This window comes from Massilia sp. LC238, assembly GCF_000735635.1.
Lineage (GTDB): Bacteria > Pseudomonadota > Gammaproteobacteria > Burkholderiales > Burkholderiaceae_D > Telluria > Telluria varians.
The window spans coordinates 14151-37867 of record NZ_JNNN01000069.1 but is presented as its reverse complement, the minus strand read 5'-3'; the positions used below and the strand labels follow the sequence as shown (position 1 = coordinate 37867).

19 protein-coding genes and 2 tRNA genes are annotated in these 23717 nt (G+C 64.7%); 3 read left to right on the top strand and 18 right to left on the bottom strand.

What is annotated here, in order from left to right:
• Positions 1-164 precede the first annotated feature (164 nt).
• Positions 165-3134, bottom strand: a complete 2970-nt coding sequence (locus FG94_RS19415) for a TonB-dependent receptor (protein ID WP_036215060.1) — start codon at positions 3132-3134, stop codon at positions 165-167.
• A gap of 247 nt (positions 3135-3381) precedes the next feature.
• On the opposite strand from FG94_RS19415, the gene FG94_RS19410 reads away from it, so the two are divergent.
• Positions 3382-4356 carry an N-acetylmuramoyl-L-alanine amidase-like domain-containing protein gene (locus FG94_RS19410; protein ID WP_200880005.1) on the top strand — a complete coding sequence of 325 codons (975 nt, stop codon included), beginning with the start codon at positions 3382-3384 and terminating at the stop codon, positions 4354-4356.
• 393 nt (positions 4357-4749) lie between these two features.
• On the opposite strand, the gene FG94_RS28655 is transcribed toward FG94_RS19410, so the two are convergent.
• Complete coding sequence (locus tag FG94_RS28655; RefSeq protein ID WP_373965426.1) at positions 4750-5139, bottom strand: hypothetical protein; 390 nt, start codon at positions 5137-5139, stop codon at positions 4750-4752.
• Between FG94_RS28655 and FG94_RS19405 the strand changes: the two genes are divergently transcribed.
• Positions 5102-6733 (top strand): nucleoside-diphosphate sugar epimerase/dehydratase, encoded by a 1632-nt coding sequence (locus tag FG94_RS19405; RefSeq protein ID WP_349681038.1) that lies wholly within the window; start codon positions 5102-5104, stop codon positions 6731-6733. The two genes, FG94_RS28655 and FG94_RS19405, sit on opposite strands and share 38 nt — an antisense overlap.
• A gap of 124 nt (positions 6734-6857) precedes the next feature.
• Here the strand turns inward: FG94_RS19405 and FG94_RS27960 are convergent, their stop codons facing one another.
• From FG94_RS27960 to FG94_RS19355, 11 genes are all read right to left on the bottom strand, one after another.
• The gene (locus FG94_RS27960; RefSeq protein WP_200880003.1) at positions 6858-7001 is read right to left on the bottom strand and encodes a hypothetical protein; all 144 of its coding nucleotides are present in this window, start codon (positions 6999-7001) and stop codon (positions 6858-6860) included.
• Between the two features lie 28 nt (positions 7002-7029).
• Positions 7030-8097 carry a polysaccharide biosynthesis/export family protein gene (locus FG94_RS19400; RefSeq protein WP_229445997.1) on the bottom strand — a complete coding sequence of 356 codons (1068 nt, stop codon included), beginning with the start codon at positions 8095-8097 and terminating at the stop codon, positions 7030-7032.
• A 167-nt stretch (positions 8098-8264) separates the two neighbouring features.
• A complete protein-coding gene (locus FG94_RS19395; protein ID WP_036215051.1) occupies positions 8265-9974 on the bottom strand; it encodes a TonB family protein in 1710 nt (569 codons plus the stop codon).
• Between the two features lie 106 nt (positions 9975-10080).
• Positions 10081-11067, bottom strand: a complete 987-nt coding sequence (locus tag FG94_RS19390) for an MBL fold metallo-hydrolase (RefSeq protein ID WP_081926088.1) — start codon at positions 11065-11067, stop codon at positions 10081-10083.
• A gap of 130 nt (positions 11068-11197) precedes the next feature.
• Positions 11198-11533 (bottom strand): DUF5710 domain-containing protein, encoded by a 336-nt coding sequence (locus FG94_RS19385; RefSeq protein ID WP_036215049.1) that lies wholly within the window; start codon positions 11531-11533, stop codon positions 11198-11200.
• A 31-nt stretch (positions 11534-11564) separates the two neighbouring features.
• Positions 11565-11641, bottom strand: a tRNA-Arg gene (locus FG94_RS19380).
• A 68-nt stretch (positions 11642-11709) separates the two neighbouring features.
• Positions 11710-11786, bottom strand: a tRNA-Pro gene (locus FG94_RS19375).
• A gap of 69 nt (positions 11787-11855) precedes the next feature.
• Positions 11856-13196 (bottom strand): phosphoglucosamine mutase, encoded by a 1341-nt coding sequence (gene glmM, locus FG94_RS19370; RefSeq protein WP_036215046.1) that lies wholly within the window; start codon positions 13194-13196, stop codon positions 11856-11858.
• 40 nt (positions 13197-13236) lie between these two features.
• A complete protein-coding gene (folP, locus tag FG94_RS19365) occupies positions 13237-14079 on the bottom strand; it encodes a dihydropteroate synthase (RefSeq protein ID WP_036215044.1) in 843 nt (280 codons plus the stop codon).
• Between the two features lie 78 nt (positions 14080-14157).
• Positions 14158-16041, bottom strand: coding sequence for an ATP-dependent zinc metalloprotease FtsH (ftsH, locus tag FG94_RS19360; protein ID WP_036215042.1), 1884 nt, complete (start codon positions 16039-16041; stop codon positions 14158-14160).
• Between the two features lie 218 nt (positions 16042-16259).
• Positions 16260-16907, bottom strand: a complete 648-nt coding sequence (locus FG94_RS19355) for an RlmE family RNA methyltransferase (protein WP_036215039.1) — start codon at positions 16905-16907, stop codon at positions 16260-16262.
• 41 nt (positions 16908-16948) lie between these two features.
• On the opposite strand from FG94_RS19355, the gene yhbY reads away from it, so the two are divergent.
• Entirely contained in the window at positions 16949-17419 is a 471-nt protein-coding gene (yhbY, locus tag FG94_RS19350; RefSeq protein WP_027865019.1) for a ribosome assembly RNA-binding protein YhbY, read from the top strand.
• A gap of 74 nt (positions 17420-17493) precedes the next feature.
• Here yhbY and FG94_RS19345 read toward each other — a convergent pair whose 3' ends face one another.
• The 5 genes from FG94_RS19345 to FG94_RS19325 form a co-directional block, all read right to left on the bottom strand.
• Positions 17494-17997, bottom strand: a complete 504-nt coding sequence (locus FG94_RS19345; RefSeq protein WP_051996930.1) for a DUF4149 domain-containing protein — start codon at positions 17995-17997, stop codon at positions 17494-17496.
• The gene (gene greA, locus FG94_RS19340) at positions 17997-18476 is read right to left on the bottom strand and encodes a transcription elongation factor GreA (protein ID WP_027865017.1); all 480 of its coding nucleotides are present in this window, start codon (positions 18474-18476) and stop codon (positions 17997-17999) included. The genes FG94_RS19345 and greA overlap by 1 nt, the downstream gene beginning before the upstream one ends.
• A gap of 103 nt (positions 18477-18579) precedes the next feature.
• The gene (gene carB, locus FG94_RS19335; protein WP_036215036.1) at positions 18580-21810 is read right to left on the bottom strand and encodes a carbamoyl-phosphate synthase large subunit; all 3231 of its coding nucleotides are present in this window, start codon (positions 21808-21810) and stop codon (positions 18580-18582) included.
• Entirely contained in the window at positions 21811-22974 is a 1164-nt protein-coding gene (gene carA / locus FG94_RS19330; RefSeq protein WP_036215033.1) for a glutamine-hydrolyzing carbamoyl-phosphate synthase small subunit, read from the bottom strand.
• Positions 22975-23301: 327 nt separating this feature from the next.
• On the bottom strand, positions 23302-23712 hold the full coding sequence (locus FG94_RS19325; protein WP_036215030.1) for a heme-binding protein: 411 nt from the start codon (positions 23710-23712) through the stop codon (positions 23302-23304).
• Positions 23713-23717 lie beyond the last annotated feature (5 nt).

Genomic DNA, 23717 nt, shown 5'->3' with positions numbered 1-23717 from the left:
GGAGCCTCGAGGTGATTCGCCAGGAAATGTAGAGTGTCGTCGAACATGGCGACGAAGGTTAACAGCGTTGCCGCGCGTTTACAACGACAAAATAAAAATGCCGTTCAGTCTTAACTGAACGGCATTAGAGCCGGAGCTCCCCTTTGGTCGGATCTACGCGAAGCTTAGAACTTGTATTTCAGGTTCACGTAGTATTGACGGCCGCCCACGTCCAGCTTCTGCTGCTCGTCCTCGCTGTAGCGATAGTAGGCACGCTTGACGTTGGTCAGGTTGGTCGCATCGAACGAGAGCACCAGGTTCGGCGTCAGGTTGTAGCTGGCGTTGAAGGCCAGCGTGGTCACCGGTGCGGCGAAGGTCGGCGCCACCGGCATCAGGATGCCGTTGACGGTCGACAGGCCCTGGCTGTTGGCGGTCGGCGCCGGAGCGGTCGACGTATTCACGTACTCGCTGCGGTAGTTGGCCACCAAGCGTGCCGACAGCTTGTCGTCCTCGTAGTAGGTGCCCAGGTTGGCGGAATATTCCGACGCGCCGACCATCGGACGGCCGTCGTCGACCTTGGTCTTGGCCTTGCTGACGTTCGAGGTGAAGCCGAAGCCGGTGTTGCCGAACGGCTGCTCGTACATCAGCTCGATACCGGCGATGCGCGCGCCCTGCTGCGAAGCGGTGTTCACGGCGAAGGTCTTGATCTGCGAATCACGCGGATCGAGCAGCTCGACCGTGGTCTTGCCGGCGGTACCAGTCTTCGGATAGCCATTGATGTCCGAGTAGTACAGGTTCACGCCCACCATCGAGCGGCGCGCGAAGTACCAGGCCCAGGACACGTCCAGGTTCTTGGCGATCAGCGGTTCCATTTCCGGATTCGGGCCGGTGACCTGGCACACGCCGTCGGTACATGCCGGCGAGCCGTAGCCGGCGCCCAGGATGTTGTAGTTCTGGCGCGAGATGGTCTTGCTGGCGCCGAAGCGCAGGATCTGGTCCTTGCTCAGCTCGTAGCGCAGGTTCAGGCTCGGCAGCAGGTTGTTGAAGGTGGTTTCACGCTCCTTCTTGTAGTACATCACACCGGCCAGCGGATTGAACGGCACGCCGTCGTAGTACTGGACGCCGTCGCTGGCGGTAGTGATCGCGCCCGGCACGGCGGCGCAGGTGGTGGCCGGCTTGCCCGGCTCGGTGCGCGCGCAGGTACCGACCGGCAGCGGGACCGGGATCATCGCATTGACCTGGGTGCGCACGAAGCGCAGGCCGAAGTTGCCCGACCAGCGTTCCGCTTCCAGGTTACCCTGGATGTAGGCCGCGCTCTGGCGTTCGCGCATGTCGAGTTCGGTCGAGACGCGACGCTCCCACTCTGCGGTGGTCGGCTTGTAGTTGGCTGCGAAGTAGGCCTTGAGTGCTTCCGGGGTCAGGGTCCAGCTGGTATTGTCCCAACCGGCCGGGCCGTCCAGGCCGCTGCCGAAGTCGGCCGGAATCGGCTGGAAATTGAAGGCGCCGGTCGGTGCGTTGTCGTTCAGGTTGCCGGTGCGCAGCTGCGGGAAGCGGCGCGCGCTGTCGCGGCGGTGGTCGGCATGGCGCACGCCGAAATCGACCGAGCGCAGTGCGCCCAGGTCGGTGCGGTACTCAGCGTCCAGGTTGAGGCTGTTTTCGCGGTCGTTGGTGGTGACGCCGGAAGCGTTGCGGCCGGTCAGCACGTAGCCGCTGCCGTCCGGGTTCAGGCCCGGGACGTTCGGGCCGGTGCCGTAATACTTGACGAAGGGGGCGTCGTACAGGCTGCCCAGTTTGTAGGACACGCCGGTGCCGTAGCGGGTATAGGTCAGGCCCTGGTCGAGCGCGGTCTCGCCGACGCCCTTGGTGGACGACAGCAGCGCCTTGACGGTCAGGTCCGGGGTGACGCGGTACTTGACGTCCAGGTCGAGGAAGGCGCTGGTGGCGCGCGCGCCGTCGCGGTACGCGCCCTCGGTCTCGCCGATGTACTGCGGGGTGGTGCCGGCCGGGTAGACGATGTCGGCTGCCTTCAGCACCTTCAGCTCATGGCCGTAGATGGTGCGCTCGGTGGTGATGATCGGGTTCTTGATCTGGGCGTACACGCGCTGGCCGTTCGGCCCCGAACTGGTCGGCGTGGCGGCGCCCTGCGCGCCGCCCAGGCCCTTCAGCATGCTGAACATCGCGCCGGCGTTCAGGCGACCGAAGTTATTCGCCTTCATCTCCGAATGGAAGCCGGTCAGGGTCATGTCCAGGTCCTGGTTCGGCTTGAACTGCATCGAGAACATGCCGCCCTTGCGGTCACGCACGCTTTCGACATATTCCGTGCTCATCGAGCCCGGCAGGCGCACGCCGTTCAGGTCCGACGCCTTGTAGCCGGTGCCGGCCAGCGATTCGTCGGTGATGCCCAGCATGGTCTTGGTGTCGATCACGTCCCAGCCGCTGCCGCCGACATAGGCGAAGCGCGAAGCCGAGTCCCGGCGCACGTGGCGTTTCTGGGCGAATCCCTGGACGATGAAGCCGAAGGTGTTCGATTCGTTTTTCCAGTTGAGCGAGGCATTGGTATCATGCGCGGCCTTGCCCGGCAGGTCCGCATACACGGCGCCCAGGTTGACGATGCCGCTCAGGCGCTCCTTCTGCTGCAGCGGCTTGCGGGTGCTGACGTTGATGGTGCCGGCCATGCCGCCGTCGACCAGCTTGGCCTCGGAAGTCTTGTACACGACCGCCTGGTTCAGGACCGAGGATGGCATCAGCGACAGGCTGGTCGAACGGCTGCTCGAGAGCTGGTCACCGAAGTACCAGTCGCCGCCGGAAACCGTGTGGCCGTTGAACAAGATCAGTGTGTGATCAGGATTGGTGCCGCGCATCGCGACCTTCTCGGCCTCGTCGTAGTCGGTACGTACCGCCACGCCCGACAGGCGCTGCAGCGAATCCGCCAGGTTACGGTCCGGCATCTTGCCGACGTCTTCGGCGGTAATCACCTCGACGTTGGCGCTGGCATTTTTCTTGACCGCCAGCGACTGTGCCATGGAGGCACGGATACCGGTCACTTCGACGGTCTGGATTGGGACCGACGGTGCGTCTTGCGCGACGGCGGACGCGGCGGCCAGGCTCCAAACGGCTAACGATACGGCCGCTGCGAGCGGCTTCTGCTTGAACATGACGTCTCTCCTGAGATTATAGCTATTGGTATGCAACTGGTAGGCACCTTTCTGCCATGGTCGGGAGTATTGATGATGTCAAGCTTGCTGAATAATCACTTGTGTTCGCCTTTATATAACTTCTAGGAATGTACATATTCAAGCATTGCCTAAGTTATAGCGAATGAACAAAATTTCATTCCCTTTTACGCGGGCGCAGGAGTAGCGTGGCTGCACCTTCATCGTCTTGAGTGTCTCTTTTTTGCAAATGCCTATTGCCATCCGCCTCAGCAGCCTGCTGCTTGCCGGCGCCGCCCTCGCCGGCTGCGCCAGCGCCCCTCCGACGCCACAGTCTTCCGTCAAGCCGGGCACGCCCGCAGCCGAGCTGCCGCTGGCCGCCGTGCTGCAGAAGCAGATCTACCAGATGACGCCGCAGGAAGCCGGCCGCTATATCGCCCACGTCCACACGGCCGAACCCGACTTGCGCAAGCGGATCGCCGCGATCGGGCGCAAGAACCTCGGCCAGCCGTATTCGCTGCACCTGCTGGGCGAGTTTCCGTATGAAGTACACGACGACCTGCCGCTGTTCAGCCTGAAGGAAAGCGACTGCGTGGTCTTCGCCGAACACACCTACGCGATGGCCCTGTCGCAGTCGTGGGAAGAGTTCTTCTGGATGCTGCAGCGGATCCGCTACCGCGACGGCGTGATCGGCGTGGCCACCCGCAACCACTACACCGAGATGGACTGGAACGTGGCCAACCGCTGGCTGGTGACCGACGTCAGCGCCGAGCTGGCCGGGCCAGGCGGCCCTTCGTATGCGATGACGGTGGACCGCGCGCGCTTCCTGCGCACCCGCCACAACACGGTGCGCGACATCCCGGTCGAGAGCAGCCGCCAGGCCTACGTGCCCAAGGAAGGCGTGGCGGCGATCGCCGCCCAGCTGCAGGAAGGCGACTTCGTGAACGTGATCTCGACCCGCAACGGCGAATACTGGGCCTCGCACGTCGGCCTGGTGGTGCTGGGCCCGAACGGCGAGCGGCGCTTCCTGCACTCGCAGGCGCCGCAGGTGCGCGAAGAGACCTTCGACTCCTTCATCGCCCGCGCCGCCGAGCGCGAGGCCCGCAATGCGCGCGAGGGCAAGCCTGGCCAGGTGCTGGCCGGCTTCAAGTTCCTGCGCCTGAACGAGCAGATCACGGTGCCGCCGATGGCGCCGCAACCACGCCCGGGCCGTCCGGCCGCCTGAGCCCGCTGCCGGCCCGGCCGGCGCTTCCGCCCCTTCGACGCGCCGTCTTGCCGGCGCGTCATCCTTTCCCCTCCTCTTGTTGTGGTGCCGGCTGCCATCCGCGTGGCCACTGCACGCTCCTGCCTGCTCATCAGTTCCGCTCATCAATTAAATAATCAATGGAAATGAAATAGGCGATTTATTTCCTATTTTCATTTCCTGTTTTCATTTTCAGGTCTTTTCGAATTAATTCACTTGCCGCCGTTGAGTCAGGTCAAACTCCATTAGTAGTAGCCGCCTGATAATAAATTTACAAAACTTCTTTTCATTTACTTGTTTCCTTTCTGGATAACGACCGGATTATCGCGTTTTATGCATTGCCGCGCCCGAATTTCTCTAGGCTTTCATTAATTCCTAACCGCAGCGGATTGCCATGTCCAATTTCAGATCCGATCTTTTCAGCCAGCTTTGCGTACGGATGGTGTCGATGAGCCGCACCAGTAAAATCGCCCTGATGGTGGGGTGCGACCTGCTGGCATTGCCGGTCTGTTTCCTGATTGCGATGATATTACGGGGTGGCGATTTACAGCTTGCACAGAATTTCGGTCCCGCGTCGTATGCGCTGGTGGCCGTGGTCACCATTGCCGCATTTTCGGTATCCGATTTATACCGCGCCGTCATCCGCTTTATCGACCAGCGTTTATTGAGTTTTACCGGCGCCGCACTCGCATTCGCCATTTTGTGCGTGTATGTCGCATTAATCATCATGAACGAGCCGCGTTTTCCGCGCAGCGCGCTCGCCATTTACTGGTTCGTGGTTTTCTCGTATGTCGTCATTTCCCGTATTGGCCTGCGCAACCTGCTGCGCGCCCACGGCGGGCGGCGCACCGGCGCGTCCGATGCGGTGGCCGTCTACGGCGCCGGCGATGCCGGTGCGCGCCTGGTGCAGGCGATGCGCCACAGCGACGAGTACCGCCCGGTCTGCTTCTTCGACGACAAGCGCGCCCTGAACGAACGCACCATCGCCGGCCTGCGCGTGTTCAATACCACGCGCCTGGCCGAGCTGGTGGCTTCGCAGGGCATCCGCACCATCGTGATCGCCCTGCCCTCGGTGTCGCCGGAGCGCCTGCGCGACATCATGCAGCGCCTCGGCCAGGCCGGGGTGCCGGTCAAGATCCTGAGCCGCCTGGTCGACCTGGCCGACGACCGGCCGCCGGCGCACGGCACGATCCGCGAACTCAAGTTCGAGGACCTGCTCGGGCGCCCGCCGGTGCCGCCGCGGCTCGACCTGTTCGCCCGCTGCGTCCGCGGCAAGAGCGTGCTCGTCACCGGCGCCGGCGGGTCGATCGGCAGCGAGCTGTGCCGCCAGATCGTCACGCTGACCCCGCTTGAGCTGCACCTGCTCGACCACTCCGAGTACGCGCTCTACACCATCCGCCAGGAGCTGGCCGCGCGCTTCCCGGGGCTGGCCATCCACGCCCACCTGGGTTCGGTCTGCAACAGCGAACTGGTCGAGCGCGTCCTGCGCGACGGCAAGGTCAACACCATCTACCACGCCGCCGCCTACAAGCACGTGCCCCTGGTCGAGGCCAATATCGTCGAAGGACTGCGCAACAACGTGATCGGCGCCCAGGTCGTGGCCAGCGCCGCGGCCCAGCACAAGGTCGAGACCTGCGTGCTGATCTCGAGCGACAAGGCGGTGCGCCCGACCAACATCATGGGCGCCAGCAAGCGCATCGCCGAACTGATCTTCCAGGCGGCGGCGGTGCGCCACGGCGCCCACACGACCTTCTGCATGGTCCGCTTCGGCAACGTGCTCGGCTCGTCCGGCTCGGTCATTCCCCTGTTCCAGCGCCAGATCGCCCGCGGCGGCCCGCTGACCATTACCCACCCCGAGGTGTCGCGCTACTTCATGCTGATCGCCGAGGCGGCCCAGCTGGTGATCCAGGCCGGCGCCATGGCCAAGGGCGGCGACGTATTCGTGCTCGACATGGGCGAGCCGGTCAAGATCGTCGACCTGGCCCGCACCATGATCGCCATGTCCGGGCTCACCGAACGGTCGCCGCAGAACCCGCGCGGCGACATCGAGGTCCAGTTCGTCGGCCTGTTCCCCGGCGAAAAGCTGCACGAGGAACTGCTGACCGAGGGCACCGTCTTCCCGAGCGAGCACCCGCGCATCATGCGCATGAAGGAAAGCGCGCTGCGCCCCAGCGTGCTGGAAACCTGCATCACCTGCCTGATGATGGCCTGCGAGACCCACGAGCGCGGCACGATCGAATCGATGGTCAAGGCCATCGTCGCCGAATACGTGCCCACCTCGCCGGTGACGGCGCCGCCCCTGGTGGCCGATACCCAGGCGCCGAGCCTGATCAAGAAGTTCGTGCCGTTCCGGATCTGAACCCGTACCCCCCACTGTCACCGACGAGGAAACACATGCGCGACGAGAACACCTCCCCTCACCTGGAGCAGCTGCTGGCCAAGCTGCAGGACCGCACCGCCGTCATCGGTATTGTCGGCCTCGGCTACAGCGTGTTGAAATAGCCCTTCAGGTCGACCGTAGACTCTTCCGGCAGGGGCTCGGGCGGCCGCGGGTCGAAGGGCACCGACAGCACGGGCGGGCTGTGCGAGATGTGGGTCAGCGGGTGGGCGTCGGCAGGATTGCTCATGGTAGCGGCCTTGCTCGGGATCGCATGTTCAGGGACGGGTCGTCACGCCGACCGCGTTGGTCAGCGCGCCCGGGAACAACAGGCTCAGGTGACGGTTCCAGTTCGCCAGCGGCGATGCGGCGACGTAGACGACGTCCTTCGGCCGCAGCTCGAAGGATTCGGCCATCGCCAGCGCGCCGCTCACGCGCGCGTCGAGCTGGAACACGCGGGTTCGCTCGGGCGTCTTGCGCACCACGTAGATCTGGCGCGCATCGCCGCTCAGGGGGCTGACGCCGCCGCTCTCGCCGAGCGCCTCGTTCAGGGTCAGGCGGCCGTTGTGCATGGTGAGCGCGCGCGGCTGGACGACCTCGCCAGAGACGAAGACCTTGCTTTCGTCACGCGAATGGACGCGCACCACGTCGCCATGCCTGAGCAGCACGGCGCCGGGGTTGACGCCTTTCTGCACCAGGTCGCGCAGGTTGATCATGTAGCGGCTGGGTCCGCGTTCGATCATGATGCGGCTCTGGTCGGCGCTGGGCAGCATGCCGCCGGCGCGGTTCAGCGCCTCGACCAGGGTCATGGGGATGTCGTTGATGGCCTGCAGGCCGGGGGCCTTGACCTCGCCGTCGATGTAGACCCGCTTGCTGCGGTAGGACTGCACGCGCAGGGTGAGGCTGGGCTGGGCGATGTAGCGTGCCAGCTTCTTGGTCAGCAGCGCCCTGGCCTGCTCCTCGGTCTGGCCTTCGACGTGCAGCAGGCCGATCAGCGGAAACTGGATGCGTCCCATGTGATCGACCGCAAACCCGGGCTGGACCGCGCTGGGTGACGCCGTGCCGCTGTCGAGGGCGGCGGTGGCGGCGGTCATGCCGCTGCCGGCGAGCTCGGGATGGTCCCACACGACGATCGACAGCACGTCGCCCTGGCCGATGGTGTACGGCGCAGGGTCGGCCACGATGAGCGGCGAGAGGTCTTGCCGGGACAGCTCGGCCAGCGCGCGCCGTTCGCTCTCGATCAGCTGCTCGGTGATGATCTCGGTGGGCGGCGCATCGCTGCCGCCGTCCTTGCCGCTGCCGGCGAACTGGATGCCGGTAGTGCAACCCGGCAGGAGAATGAACAAGCTCAGTACCAGCACAAGGTGCCGGTAACCCGATATTGCAACTGAACAAATCGCAGCCATGATTGTTGCCTATCAAAAATAGACGTCATACTTGAACGGTCCAGTCCAGCGTACGGTGTCCATCAGGCTTGGCTTTGTAGCTGATCAAACAGCGGCTGCGCAAAGGCTCAGCGAATTTCCTCCAGTAACTTCAGGCCGTCGGCAAAGCGCCACACGCGGCGGATTTCGATGATGTCGAAGCGCGCCGCGACGTTCGGCGGGAAGGCGGCGTAACGCGCATTGAGCTGGACGAAGCGGCGTACCGCATCGTCCATGTCGGCGCGGCCGCTCGAGCGCACGATGGTCACGTCGTCGACGCTGCCGTCGCTGCGCAGCGTCAGGCTGACCAGGGGGTCGATCCGGACCTCGCGCTGCGAGAACCGGGCGCCGCCGAGGACCGCGGTACGTTCCAGCTTCTGGCGTACGCTGTCGACATACAGGCGCAGCGGCACGTCGCGTTCGGCGCCGTCGGCCAGCACCCGGCGCGCGACGGGGGCGTCCTCCGGCCGCGCCGGCGGCGGCGCCACGTTCGGGATGTTCAGGCCGCGCAGCAGTTCGCGCGCGCGGGTGGCCATGGCGCTGCCCGGAACGCTGCCCGCCGGCAAAGCCCCATCCCCTCGCCCGCTTCCCGGGCCGCCCGGGCCGGGGCTGCCGCTGCCCGGCCCGGGCAATCCCTGCTGGCGCTCGGCCGCGATCCGACGTCCCGCTTCCTCGGCGCGCTCGCGCGCCAGCCGGTCGGCCCGGGCGCGCTCCTCGGCCAGCCGCCGCGCGGCATCCTCGGCGGCCTGGCGCTGCGCCAGTTCCTCGGCGCGCTGGCGCTCGGCTGCCTCGGCCTGGCGGCGCGCCAGCTGTTCCGCCGCGAGGCGCTCGGCGGCAAGCCGTTCGGCCGCGCGCTGCTGCTCGGCCTGCCTGGCCAATGCCGCGTCGCGTTCGCGCAGCTGTGCCAGGCGCTGCTGCTCGGCTTCGGCACGCTGGCGCTCCTCCAGTTGCTGGCGCGCGATCCGCGTCCGTTCGGCCGCGAGCTGCTCGGCAGCCAGTTGCTCCGCCCGGCGCTGTACGGCTGCCAGTTGTTCGGCCTGCCGCTGTTCGACGGCGCGCTGCTCGGCCTGGCGGCGCTCGGCCAGCTGCTGCTCGGCCAGTTGCTGCTCGGCCCGGCGTTGTTCCTGCGCCTGCGCGGCCTCACGCTGGGCTGCGAGCCGCTCCTGTTCCGCCGCTTGCGCCGCAAGCCGTTCCTGCTCTTCGCGCAGGGAGCGTTCGGCCTCGGCATCAAGGCGCCGCTGCTCCTCGGCGTCGGCAAGACGGGCCGCCTCGGCCTCTGCCTGGCGTTGGCGCTCGGCTTCCTGCCTGGCCTCCTCCTCCAGACGCGCCGCGATCGCCGTCTCGTCCGGCTCCGGCTTCGCGTCTGGCTCGCCATCAGGCACACCCGCTTGCAGGTCCGGTTCGATGTCCAGCAATGGCGGCGGCGCCACCGCGAAACTGGCGTCATCCTGCGTCGAGGTGATCAGGGGCGGGGCCGGCTGCGGGCGCGGATCGACCAGCCGCAGTCCGCCGGCAGGCGGCGCGACGACAGCGGGCGGCGCAGGCAGCGGCAGTGGGGGCGCGGCGCCGGGTTCCGGCAGCGGCGCAGGGGGCGTCTCCGGTAAACTCGCGGATGGGGGCGGCGCAGGCGCCAGCGTGACCTGGATCGGCCCGCCTGGACCGGCATCGAAGCCGGGGACGCCGAACTGCAGCGACAACAGCAGGCCATGCAGCAGCGCCGAGACTGCGATGCCGGCGACCAGCCGCCGGTCGCGCTGCGCAAGGGGGTCGTTCGGGCTGGAGTCTTGCGCTCGATGCATGCCGTGGCCGGGAAGCGATTATTGTCAGGCTGGCATCATAGCGTTTACTCAGCAGCAAGGCGAGCGCGCACGATTGAAGCAGGTCGGGCCCGAGCGGCCGGCCCTGCTAGCGCTGTACCCGGCTGAAGGTGTAGGTTTCGCCGTGGACGAGGTAGATGACGTCCTTCTCCAGGCCGGCCGCCTTGACTTCGCGCGCGAAGTCCTCGAGCGGCGACTTGAACACGTCGTAGTCGTTGTAATGGATCGGCACGGTCTTCTTCGGGCGCACTACCTGCATCATGCGCACGCCGTCCTTGCCGTCCATCGTGACTTTCACGACACCGAGGATGCGGGTGCCGCCCAGGTGCAGCAAGGCCAGGTCGATGTTCGGGAAGCGCTGCGGGATGGCGCGGATGTCGTCGTAGACCAGGGTGTCGCCGCTGATGTACATGCGGTAGTCGGGTACGGCGGGATCCGCGCCGAAATCGAGCACCGAACCCATCACCTTGGGCAGCAGCACCGCCACGCCGGCCGGGCCATGGCGTCCGGGCGTGGCGGTCACGCGCACGCGCGAGGCGCCCTTGCCGACCTCGAGCCGGTCCCAGCTGCTCAGGCCATAGACGCGCGTGAATCCCAGGCGCTTGAGCCGCTCGCCGCCCTCCTTGGTGGTGACGATGGGCGTGGCGCGGTTGAGCTTTTCCTGCACCAGCTGGTCGAAATGGTCGCCATGGAAATGCGACAGCACGACCAGGTCGATCGGCGGCAGTTCTTCGAAGCGGATGGCCGGGTTGGTCTTGCGTTCCGAGGTGAGCCCATAGCCGAGGTGGACGTGGTCGCCCTTGTGCAGGAAGTTGGGATCGGTGAGGATCGTGAAGCCTTGGTAGCGGATGATGACCGTGGCCGTGCCGATGAATTGCACGGTACCCGTATTCGCATCCGCCGCTTCCGGCGCCGGGGCGCCGTCCGCCGCCAGCTGCAGCCGGAAGGTCTCGCCCTGGGCCGGCGTGGCGGTCGCGTCGGCGTGGGCCGCCGGCACCATGGCGCACAGCGCGGCCAGCAGGATCGACAGGCGGGCGCAGAAAAGTGGGTGCTGGAACAGTCGAGCGAACGGCATGGTCGGTCTCCGGAAGCGCGCACCCCGGGACGGCATGCGCTGCTGCCGGAACGTTAACACGGCAGCGCTGCGGACGGCGTTCGCTTGCCAGGCGCGCCGCAAGCGACTCATTCCCTGCTGGGATAGGTCCTTAAAGCTTGGCGACCAGGCCGGCCAGGTGCTGGCGCGCCTTCTGCCACTCGGTGCCGAGCAAGGCCGCCGTGCACTGCGGACAGGCTTCGAAGGGATTGCAGTCGTGCTCGAGCGCGACGTAGTTGGCGCCGGTCACGGTCTTGCCCTGGTAGCTGTCGACGCGGCCTGTGGGTGCGCCGCCAGGTGGGCTGTCGGCGCCCTGCCCGGCCCATTTGGCGAAGGCGGCGGTGGCGACGCCGTCCGGGACATACCAGCGGCGTTTGGTGGGATTCCAGCGGGCGCCGAGCGCCTTCGCTTCATCCTTCTCGGCATAGGGAACAGTCAGGAAAAGCATGCGATCCGAAAAAAAGTAGTCACGCGACCGATGGCCTGCCCAGCTGGGTTCGAACCAGCGACCCTCAGCTTAGAAGGCTGATGCTCTATCCAACTGAGCTATGGGCAGTTCAGACGGCACGCGCAAGCTGCCGGAAATGAAACGGGCTGTCGAACGACAGCCCGCGGAGGAAGCTTTGGTCGGAGTACAAGGATTCGAACCTTGGACCCCCTGGTCCCAAACCAGGTGCGCTACCGGGCTGCGCTACACTCCGATGTGGGCCTGATGATACTCCCGCAACGAGGGCACGTCAAATTGCGCTGCCCCGTGCGGGGGTACGGGCTCAGGCGGCCAGCTTGTCGGCGATACGGCGCGCCATGTTTTCAGCCAGGTCGGCTTCCTTCGCCTCGACCATGACACGGATCAAGGGTTCGGTGCCCGAGGCGCGGATCAGCACGCGGCCGCTCTCGCCCAGTTCGCGTTCGACCGCTTCCTTCTCGGCCACCAGCGCCCCGTCCTTGGTCCAGTCGAAGCCCGGTGCGACCTTCTTGTTGATCAGGGTCTGGGGATAGAGCTTGAGTTCGCTGCAGCATTCGGCCAGCGACTTGCCGCTGCGCTTGAGCGCCGACAGCACCTGCAGTGCCGACACGATACCGTCGCCGGTGGTGTGCTTGTCCAGCGCCAGCAGGTGGCCCGAGCTTTCGCCGCCGAACAGCCAGCCGCGCTCCTGCATCACTTCCAGCACGTAGCGGTCGCCGACCTTGGCGCGCGCGAAGCCGACGCCCATCTGCTTGAACGCCACTTCCAGCGCCATGTTGGTCATCAGGGTGCCGACGGCGCCCGCCACCGGACCGGTCGACATGCGGTCGCGCACCATCAGGTACAGCAGCTCGTCGCCGTTGTAGACGCGGCCGGTGGCGTCGACCATGATCAGGCGGTCGGCATCGCCGTCCAGCGCGATGCCGAGGTCGGCCTTGTTGCTCACCACCGCTTCGGACAGCGCTTTCGGCGCGGTGGCGCCGACGCCGGCGTTGATGTTGAAGCCGTCAGGCGTCGCACCGATCGACACGACTTCGGCGCCCAGTTCGTGGAACACGTGCGGGGCGATGTTGTAGGCCGCGCCGTTGGCGCTGTCGACCACGATCTTGAGGCCGCGCAGGTCCAGCTCGTTCGGGAAGGTGCTCTTGCAGAACTCGATGTAGCGGCCCTGGGCGTCGCGCAGGCGGGTGGCGCGGCCCAGCTTGTCCGAAGGCACGCAGCCCATCGGCTGGTCGATCGCGTCTTCGATTTCCAGTTCCACCGCGTCCGGCAGCTTGGTGCCGTGCTGCGAGAAGAACTTGATGCCGTTGTCCTGGAAAGGATTGTGCGACGCCGAGATCACGACGCCGGCCTGCAGGCGCAGCGCACGGGTCAGGTAGGCGATGGCCGGGGTCGGCATCGGGCCGGCCAGCATCACGTCCACGCCCGCCGCCGAGAAGCCCGCTTCCAGCGCAGCTTCCAGCATATAGCCGGAAATACGGGTGTCCTTGCCGATCAGGACGACCGGACGGCCGCTGGTCGACTTTCCGCCCTTGGCCAGCACCGTGCCGGCAGCGTAGCCGAGGCGCATGACGAATTCGGGGGTAATCGGCGCGACCCCCACGAGGCCGCGAACACCGTCCGTGCCGAAATATTTCCGTGCCATTCTTTTACTCTTTCCAGGTTTTAACCTTAGCGTTTTAATCTTAAGTTCCGGCGAGCCATACCTTTAAGGCATCAACCGTCTCTGCTACATCATGCACACGCACAATTTTAGCGCCATGCGCTACCGCAGCCAATGCCCCGCCGACGCTGCCCGCCATGCGCTCTTCCACCGGCCGGCCCGTGATGGCCCCTACCATGGACTTGCGCGACAGCCCGGCCAGCACCGGCAGGCCGAGCTCGTCACGGATGCGGCCCAGCTGGCGCAGCAGCGCGTAGTTGTGCTCGACGGTCTTGCCGAAGCCGAAGCCCGGATCGATGCAGATGCGTTCCCGGGCGATGCCGGCGCGCTCCAGGGTGTCCACGCGCTCCCGGAGGAAATCGATCACCTCGCGCACGACGTCATGGTATGCCGGGGCCTGCTGCATGGTTTGCGGCGTGGCCTGCATGTGCATCACGCACAGCCCGCAGTCGCTGTCGCGCACCGCCTCGATGGCGCCCGGCGCCCGGAAGCCGTTGATGTCGTTGATCATGTCGGCGCCGGCGATGATCGCCTCAGCCATGACTTCCGGCTTGCAGGTATCCACCGACAGCGCGCAGTCGAGGCTGCGCAGCGCATACAGGGTCGGCAGCACGCGCGCCAGTTCTTCGGCCACCGGCACGCTCGGCGAGCCCGGACGGGTCGATTCGCCGCCGATATCGATCATGGTGGCGCCATCGCGGATCATTTCCTCGGCATGCGACAGCGCAAACTCCAGGCCCTGGTAACGGCCGCCGTCGGAGAAGGAATCGGGAGTGACGTTGAGGATGCCCATCACGACCGGACGGACGGCATCCGGGCCTCCCAGCGCGAAGCTGTACTGGCCACATTGCAAATTCTTGGACATGGTGAGAAAGGGGGAAGCGTTAACGTACAAAAGGCATCCAGCGGATGCCTTTTGCTTGGGGAAACCTAGGCGATCACATCAAGCCGGTGCGGTGGCGTTCGGCGCCACACCACCACCGCTGTCGCTCGGCGGGTTACGCTTGGTCAGCAGGCCGGCCTTCGGCTGGCGCGGTTCGCGGCCAGCCATGATGTCGTTGATCTGCTCGGCGTCGATGGTTTCCCAGTCGAGCAGCGCCTTGGTCATCATCTCGACCTTGTCGCGGTTTTCTTCCAACAGGCGGCGCGCCAGGGCGTACTGCGTGTCGAGGATGTTGCGGATCTCGGCGTCGACCTTCTGCTGCGTCGCTTCCGAGATGGTCTTGGTAGCGCCGCCGAAGAAGCCTTCGTTTTCGCTGTCTTCGTAGACCATCACGCCCATGCTCTCGGACATGCCGAAGCGGGTCACCATCGAGCGGGCCAGCTTGGTGGCGCGGGCGAAGTCGTTCGAGGCGCCGGTGGACATCTGGCCGACGAAGATCTCTTCGGCGATACGGCCGCCGAACAGGATCGAGATTTCTTCGAGCATCTTGTCCTTGTAGCCCGACAGGTTGTCGTGCTCAGGCAGCTGCCAGGTCAGGCCGAGGGCATAGCCGCGCGGCATGATCGTGACCTTGTGCACCGGGTCGGCTTTCGGCAGCAGCTTGGCGACCACCGCGTGGCCCGACTCGTGGTAGGCCGTGTTGCGGCGCTCTTCCTCGCGCATGACCATCGACTTGCGCTCCGGGCCCATGTAGATCTTGTCCTTGGCGTCTTCGAAGTCGATCATCTCGACCAGGCGCTTGCTGCGGCGTGCCGCGAACAGCGCTGCCTCGTTGACCAGGTTGGCCAGGTCGGCGCCCGAGAAGCCCGGGGTGCCGCGCGCCAGGATGTCGGCCTTGACGTCGGTACCGATCGGCACCTTGCGCATGTGCACGTTCAGGATCTGCTCGCGGCCACGGATGTCCGGCAGGCCCACCATCACCTGGCGGTCGAAACGGCCCGGACGCAGCAGCGCTTTATCCAGCACGTCGGCGCGGTTGGTCGCGGCGATCACGATGACGCCCGAGGAGGCTTCGAAACCGTCCATCTCGACCAGCAGCTGGTTCAGGGTCTGTTCACGTTCGTCGTTGCCGCCGCCCATGCCGGCGCCGCGATGGCGGCCGACGGCGTCGATCTCGTCGATGAAGATGATGCAGGGCGAATGCTTCTTGGCGTTCTCGAACATGTCGCGAACACGCGACGCACCGACGCCGACGAACATCTCGACGAAGTCCGAACCGGAGATCGAGAAGAACGGCACCTTGGCTTCGCCGGCAATGGCGCGCGCCAGCAGGGTCTTGCCGGTACCCGGCGGACCGACCATCAGCACGCCGCGCGGAATACGGCCGCCCAGCTTCTGGAACTTGGTCGGGTCTTTCAGGAAGTCGACGATTTCCGACACTTCTTCTTTCGCTTCGTCGCAACCGGCGACGTCGGCGAAGGTGACGGTGTTGTTGGTTTCATCGAGCATGCGCGCCTTCGACTTGCCGAAGGAGAACGCGCCGCCCTTGCCGCCGCCCTGCATCTGGCGCATGAAGAAGACCCAGACGCCGATCAGGAGCAGCATCGGGAACCAGGAGATGAACACCTGCTGCAGGAACGAAGGCTCCTCCGGCGGCTTCACGTCGAAGCGCACGCCGTTTTCGCGCAGGTCGCCGATCAGGCCGCGGTCGAGGATGGTCGCGGTGGCGCGGACCTTGGTGTCGTCGCTGCGGGTCGCGGTGATGTTGGAGCCCTCAATCACGACGTCCTTGATGCGACGCGCCTTCACCTCATCGAGAAGCTCGGAATAAGCGATGGTCTTGCTGCCGCCGGCGACGCTGTGGTTGTCGAACTGCTTGAACAGCATGAACAACAGCAGCGCAACGACCACCCAGATGGCGGATTTGGAAAACATATTATTCACGAAAACTCCTCCGATGCGGATTGCATCTCTACCGATTTCAGTATGACGATTTTAACCGCAATAAGCCGACGCCGCCACGCAACGTACGGGAATAGTGCTGAAATGCCATTTTTTCATGCCAGACTGGCTACGCATGGGGTCGCGCAGCCAGCCTCACGCGGCTGATGTGCGGTTGCCGCGCCGAATATCAAGGGCAAAACGCGCATCCGACGCGCTTTTTAGTCTGCTGGATTCTTCAGACCGCGTCCAAGCAGGAAAATTTCCGACGATTTGTCCCGACTGGCTTTGGGTTTGACCTGCTTGACGGTCTTGAATTCGGTACGAAACTTTTCCAGTATCTGGGTAAATCCCATATCTTTAAAGCACTTCACCAGCAATGCGCCCCCTGGTTTCATGTGCATTTGCGAAAACTCAATTGCCAGGTCGATTAAGTGTTCCATCCGCGCCGCATCGGCGGTCGGAATTCCCGACAGGTTCGGGGCCATGTCGGACAGCACCAGATCCGCCTTGCGCCCCTCCAGCAGCTCGTCGAGCTGGGCCAGCACTTCCTCTTCGCGGAAATCGCCCTGGATATACTGAACATCAGCGATGGGCTCCATCGGCAGCATGTCCAGCCCGATGATGGTGCCGTGGATACCGCCACCGTCCGCGCCGGCCAGCTTGCGCCGGGTATACTGGGCCCAGCTGCCGGGGGTGCAGCCGAGGTCGACAATGACCTGGCCCGGCTTGATCAGCTTTTCGCTTTCGTCGATTTCCTTGAGCTTGTAGGCGGCGCGGGCGCGGTAGCCGTCTTTCTGGGCCAATTTGACGTACGGGTCATTAATATGGTCGTGCAACCAGTTTTTGTTTAATTTGTTCTTGGCCATTCGCGTAGAATACTGCTTTTAAAGGTAATTCAAAATTTATTATGCTTAAACTCACTCCGGCCGAGCGCAGCGCACTGCGCGCCGAAGCCCACGGACTCAATCCAGTCGTCATGATCGGCGAATCCGGCCTGACCGAATCGGTCATGAAGGAAATCGCTTCCAGCCTCGACGCACACGGCCTGATCAAGGTGCGCGTGTTCGGCGACGACCGCGAAGCCCGCATCGCCATGTACGAACAGATCTGCGCGGAACTCGACGCGGCGCCTGTCCAGCACATCGGCAAGCTGCTGGTGCTCTACCGTCCGAAGAAGGAAGCCGTCAAGGAACGCAGCAGCAAGGCCGGCAAGGGCATGCGCGAAGTCACCATCGTCAAGGCCAGCGCCAGCGGCACCAAGAAGCCGAGCGTCACCAAGGTCATGCTGAAAGGAAACGAGCGCGTGACGGCGGGCGGCAACATCAAGCGCGCCAAGCCGCGTCAGACTTCCACCAAGAAGAATTCACTGAACAAGTGATGGCACGCGCCGAGCGGAAAACCGGGGTAACCCGGTTTTTTTACGCGTGCCGGACCGGATCGGGCCTCAGCCTTCTAAGCTGAAGGTCCGCGGCTCTTGAGCACCAGCACCGCAGCGAGCACGCTTTCAATGACGTGGAACAGCTGCGACACCCCATGCATCACGGCGAACTGCGTCCAGTACGGCGATGCCCTCACCCCGCCCGGGCCCGCCAGTTCGCGCATCTGCGCCATGCCCGGCTGCAGGCCGACCCACATCACCAGCGCGCAGGCCAGCATGGCCAGCACCAGCAGGTTCAGGAAACGGCGCCGCCCGGCATCGAGATCGCGGGACAAGCGCGCCAGCACCAGCATCGCGGCCGCACAGCCGAGCGAGACCCAGCCCAGGCGGTGCAGCAGGACGGCGACGACGTCGCCAGCCACCGTGCTCGGCACCGCCGCGAATACCGCCGGCGCCGCGATATACCCGAGCGTCCACAGCGCCCCAGCCCACAGCACCGCCACCAGCAGCCGGGCGGCTGCGATACGGGAAACGCGGGAAGCGGAATGGGACGGCACTGCGGTCCGGCTGTCCGGCATCAGACGTAGCGGACTTCGAGGATTTCGTATTCGCGCGGGCCCGACGGGGCCTGCACTTCCACCACGTCGCCGGCATACTTGCCGATCAGGGCGCGGGCGATCGGCGAGGTCACCGACACCTTGTTCAGTTTGATGTCGGCTTCATCGAGACCGACGATCTGGTAGCTCACCTTCTGGCCGTTTTCCAGGTCTTCCAGGTCCACGGTCGAGGCGAACACGACGCGGCCTTCCGCATCCAGCGTGGCCGGATCGATGATCTGGGCGGCGCTCAGCTTGCCCTCGAGTTCCGCGATGCGGCCTTCGACGAAGGCCTGGCGCTCTTTCGCTGCATCGTATTCGGCATTTTCCGACAGGTCGCCGTGCGAACGCGCTTCGGCGATCGCGTCGATCACGTTACGGCGTTCCTTGGTCTTGAGCTGGTGCAGCTCTTCCTTCAGGAGTTCGGCGCCGTATTTGGTCAGTGGTACGGTAGTGTTCATGTCGCTCTACGTTGATTCGTGATTGGACGTACCAAGTGAAAACCACAGAGGCGCGCGGCGCAGGCCGCGCGAGCTCTGTGGTTGCGTTGGTACTACGTGCTGCTTAGTTTAAGGTTTTATGGAGACCTTGTAAATCGTAGACGCGCAGCTCGTCCAGGTGGCGCATGCCCTCGATCGCGGCTTCCGCGCCGGCGATGGTCGTGTAGGTGACCACGCGCGACTGCAGGGCCGAGGTACGGATGGTGCGCGAGTCGGTGATCGCCGAGCGCTTCTCTTCCACGGTGTTCACCACCATGACGATCTCGCGGTTCTTGATCATGTCGACCACGTGCGGACGGCCTTCCAGCACCTTGTTCACCTGGCGCACCGGGATGCCGGCCGCTTCGATGACGGCCGCAGTGCCCTTGGTGGCCACCAGCGAGAAGCCCAGCGCCACCAGTTCGCGCGCCACGGAGACGGCGCGCGGCTTGTCCGCGCCCTTCACCGACAGGAACACCGTGCCCTTGGTCGGCAGGTTGATGCCGGCCGCCAGCTGCGACTTCACGAAGGCTTCGCCGAAGGTCTCGCCCACGCCCATCACTTCGCCGGTCGACTTCATTTCCGGTCCCAGGATGGTGTCGACGCCCGGAAACTTCACGAACGGGAACACGACTTCCTTGACGCTGTAGAACGGCGGGGTCACCTCCTTGGTGATGCCCTGCTGGGCCAGGGCCTGGCCCACCATGCAGCGCGCCGCGATCTTGGCCAGCTGCAGGCCGGTCGCCTTCGACACGAACGGCACGGTACGCGATGCGCGCGGGTTCACTTCCAGCACGAAGACGGCATCCACGGTCTTGCCGTCGACTTCGGACTGCTGGATCGCGAACTGCACGTTCATCAGGCCGACCACGTTCAGGGCCTTGGCCATCAGCGAGGTCTGGTGCTTCAGCTCGGCGATGGTCTCCGGCGACAGCGAGTACGGCGGCAGCGAGCAGGCCGAGTCACCCGAGTGCACGCCGGCCTGTTCGATGTGTTCCATCACGCCGCCGATGAAGGTGGCTTCGCCGTCCGAGATGCAGTCGACGTCGACTTCGATGGCGTCGTTCAGGAAGCGGTCCAGCAGCACCGGCGAATCGTGCGAGACCTTGACCGCTTCGCGCATGTAGCGCTCGAGGTCGCGCTGCTCGTGGACGATCTCCATGGCGCGGCCGCCCAGCACGTAGGACGGGCGCACCACCAGCGGGTAGCCGATCTCGTCGGCCAGCGCCAGGGCGTCGGCTTCGGTGCGCGCGGTGCGGTTCGGCGGCTGGCGCAGGCCGAGCTTTTGCAGCAGCTGCTGGAAGCGCTCGCGGTCTTCGGCCGCGTCGATCATGTCCGGCGAGGTGCCGATGATCGGCACGCCGTTGGCCTCCAAGTCCAGGGCGAGCTTGAGCGGGGTCTGGCCGCCGTACTGGACGATCACGCCTTCCGGCTTCTCCAGGTCGACGATTTCCAGCACGTCTTCCAGGGTCAGCGATTCGAAGTACAGGCGGTCCGAGGTGTCGTAGTCGGTCGACACGGTCTCCGGGTTGCAGTTGACCATGATGGTCTCGTAGCCGTCTTCGCGCATGGCGAGGGCCGCGTGCACGCAGCAGTAGTCGAATTCGATGCCCTGGCCGATACGGTTCGGGCCACCGCCCAGCACCATGATCTTCTTCTTGTCGGTCGGGTTGGACTCGCACTCCTCGTCGTAGGTCGAGTACATGTAGGCCGTGTTGGTCGCGAACTCGGCGGCGCAGGTGTCGACGCGCTTGTACACCGGACGGATGCCCAGTTCGTGGCGGCGCGCGCGCACGGCTTGCGGCGTGGTCTGCATCAGGAAGGCCAGGCGGCGGTCCGAGAAGCCCTTCTGCTTCAGCTTGTACAGCAGCGGCTTGTCCAGGCTCTCGAGCTTCTGGTGATCCAGCCACAGCTCGATGTCGACGATCTCCTTGATCTGCACCAGGAACCACGGGTCGATCTTGGTCAGGTTGTGCACCTCTTCCAGGGTGAAGCCCTGGGCGAATGCGTCACCCACGTACCAGATGCGCTCCGGGCCCGGCTCGCCGAGTTCTTCTTCGATCTTCTCGCGGTCGCGGGTCTTCTCGTTCAGGCCGTCCACGCCCACTTCCAGGCCGCGCAGGGCCTTCTGGAAGGATTCCTGGAAGGTGCGGCCCATGGCCATCACCTCGCCCACCGATTTCATCTGGGTGGTCAGGTGCTTGTCCGCGGTCGGGAATTTTTCGAAGGTGAAGCGCGGGATCTTGGTGACGACGTAGTCGATCGACGGTTCGAACGACGCCGGGGTCGCGCCGCCGGTGATCTCGTTGCGCAGCTCGTCCAGCGTGAAGCCGACGGCCAGCTTGGCCGCGACCTTGGCGATCGGGAAGCCGGTGGCTTTCGAGGCCAGCGCAGAGGAACGCGACACGCGCGGGTTCATCTCGATGACGATCATGCGGCCGTCCTTCGGGTTGATCGCGAACTGCACGTTCGAGCCGCCGGTGTCGACGCCGATCTCGCGCAGCACGTTGATCGACGCGTTGCGCATGATCTGGTATTCCTTGTCGGTCAGCGTCTGCGCCGGCGCGACGGTGATCGAGTCGCCGGTGTGGACGCCCATCGGATCCAGGTTTTCGATCGAGCAGATGATGATGCAGTTGTCCTTCTTGTCGCGGACGACTTCCATCTCGTACTCTTTCCAGCCGAGCAGGGACTCTTCGATCAGCAGCTCGTTGGTCGGCGAGGCTTCCAGGCCGCGCTTGCAGATCGCTTCGAATTCTTCTTCGTTATAGGCGATGCCGCCGCCGCTGCCGCCCATGGTGAAGGACGGACGGATGATGGTCGGGAAGCCCAGCTCGCGCTGCACCGCCCACGACTCTTCCATCGAGTGCGCCACGCCCGAGCGCGCCGAACCGAGGCCGATCTTGGTCATCGCATCCTTGAACTTGGAACGGTCCTCGGCCTTGTCGATGGCTTCCGGGGTCGCGCCGATCAGCTCGACCTTGTATTTTTCCAGCACGCCGTTGTGGTGCAGGTCGAGCGCGCAGTTCAGCGCGGTCTGGCCGCCCATGGTCGGCAGGATCGCGTCCGGACGCTCCTTGGCGATGATGCGCTCGACGACCTTCCAGGTGATCGGCTCGATGTAGGTGACGTCCGCCGTTTCCGGGTCGGTCATGATGGTCGCCGGGTTCGAGTTGACCAGGATGACCTTGTAGCCTTCTTCGCGCAGGGCCTTGCAGGCCTGGGCGCCCGAATAGTCGAATTCGACCGCCTGGCCGATGACGATCGGACCCGCGCCGATGATCAGGATGCTTTTGATATCACTACGTTTTGGCATTTACTTTTTCTCCGCTGCTTGCATCAGGCCGATGAAGCGGTCAAACAGGTAGGCGACGTCGGTCGGGCCGGGCGAGGCTTCCGGGTGGCCCTGGAAGCAGAAGGCAGGCTTGTCGGTGCGCTCGAAGCCCTGCAGCGAACCGTCGAACAGCGACACGTGGGTGACGCGGCAGTTGGCCGGGAGGGTCTCCGGGTCGACCGCGAAGCCGTGGTTCTGCGAGGTGATCAGGACCTTCTTCGAATCGAGGTCCTGCACCGGGTGGTTGGCGCCATGGTGGCCGAACTTCATCTTCATGGTCTTGGCGCCGGAGGCCAGCGCCATGATCTGGTGGCCGAGGCAGATACCGAAGGTCGGGATGCCCTTCTCGATCAGCTCCGCGCTGGCCTTGATCGCATAGTCGCAAGGCTCGGGGTCGCCCGGGCCGTTGGCCAGGAAGATGCCGTCAGGATTGAGCGCCAGCGCGTCGGCGGCGGTCGCCTGGGCCGGCAGCACGGTCACCTTGCAGCCGCGCTCCGCCAGCATGCGCAGGATGTTGCGCTTGACGCCGTAATCGAAAGCGACCACGTGGTATTGGGGATTATCCTGCTTGCCGAAGCCTTCGCCGAGCTTCCACTCGGTCTCGGTGAACACATAGGGTTCTTTCACGGACACGACCTTGGCCAGGTCCATGCCCGCCAGGCCCGGGAAGGAACGCGCCAGTTCCAGCGCCTGCGTTTCCAGCGGCTCCTTGCCCTGGATGCCGGTCAGGATGGCGCCGGCTTGCGCGCCCTTCTCGCGCAGGATGCGGGTCAGCTTGCGGGTGTCAATGCCGGCGATGGCGACCACGTTTTCTTGCTTCAGGTAGTCCGACAGCGACTGGGTGGAACGGAAATTCGATGCCAGCAGCGGCAGGTCACGGATGATCAGACCGGCGGCGTGGACCTTGGAAGCCTCGACGTCGGCCGGGTTGACGCCGTAGTTGCCGATGTGCGGGTACGTCAGGGTAACGATCTGACGCGAATAGCTGGGGTCGGTGAGGATTTCCTGGTAGCCCGTAATCGCGGTGTTGAACACCACTTCGCCGGTCGTGTGACCGGTGGCTCCAATGGAATATCCTTTGAAAATCGTTCCGTCAGCGAGGGCCAGGATGGCCGGGACGGCTGGGCCAGAAAAAAATGGCGGCAAGGGTAACTCCCAATAAAGTTACCGTAGCTTCGCCACGTCAGACCGGCATCCAACAAACCCGGGCGGAGACTGCTTGCCGGTAGCTGGACATCTAGTTGAATGAGGGATGGTGGGTAGGCGCTACGGCAAATGTGTGAATGGTTAAACTTCCGAATTATAGCGCGGAATGGACCTATTCGGCAATGCAGCAATTCTACAAAAGTGGCGCTGATTTTGCCCAATCGTGCGTCGAAGCGGCGCGCAAACCGTGTTTTGCTGCTTTTGCGAAATAAAGAAAAAGGCACCCGCAGGTGCCTTTCCCTTTCAGGTACATGACGAGCCCGGCTGTTATTCGCCGGTCAGGGCGGCGATGCCGGCCTTCGCGATCTGCGCGTCCTCGGTCGACTTCACGCCCGACACGCCCACCGCACCGATCACGTGGCCGTCGACCACTACCGGCACGCCGCCTTCCAGCATGCCTTCCAGTTCCGGCGCGGACAGGAAGGACACGCGGCCGTTGTTGATGATTTCTTCGTAGATGCGCGACTCGCGGCGGCCCAGCGCTGCCGTCCTGGCCTTCGCCGGGGCAAGATGCGAGGACACCGGCGGTACGCCGTCGAGGCGCTGGAACCACAGCAAGTGCCCGCCGTCGTCGACGATGGCAAAGGCCACCGCCCAGTTATTGCGCAGCGCTTCGGCCTCGGCGCCAGTGGCGATCTTTTTGACGTCTTCGAGGGTGAGATAAGGCTTGGTTTTCATCTTGG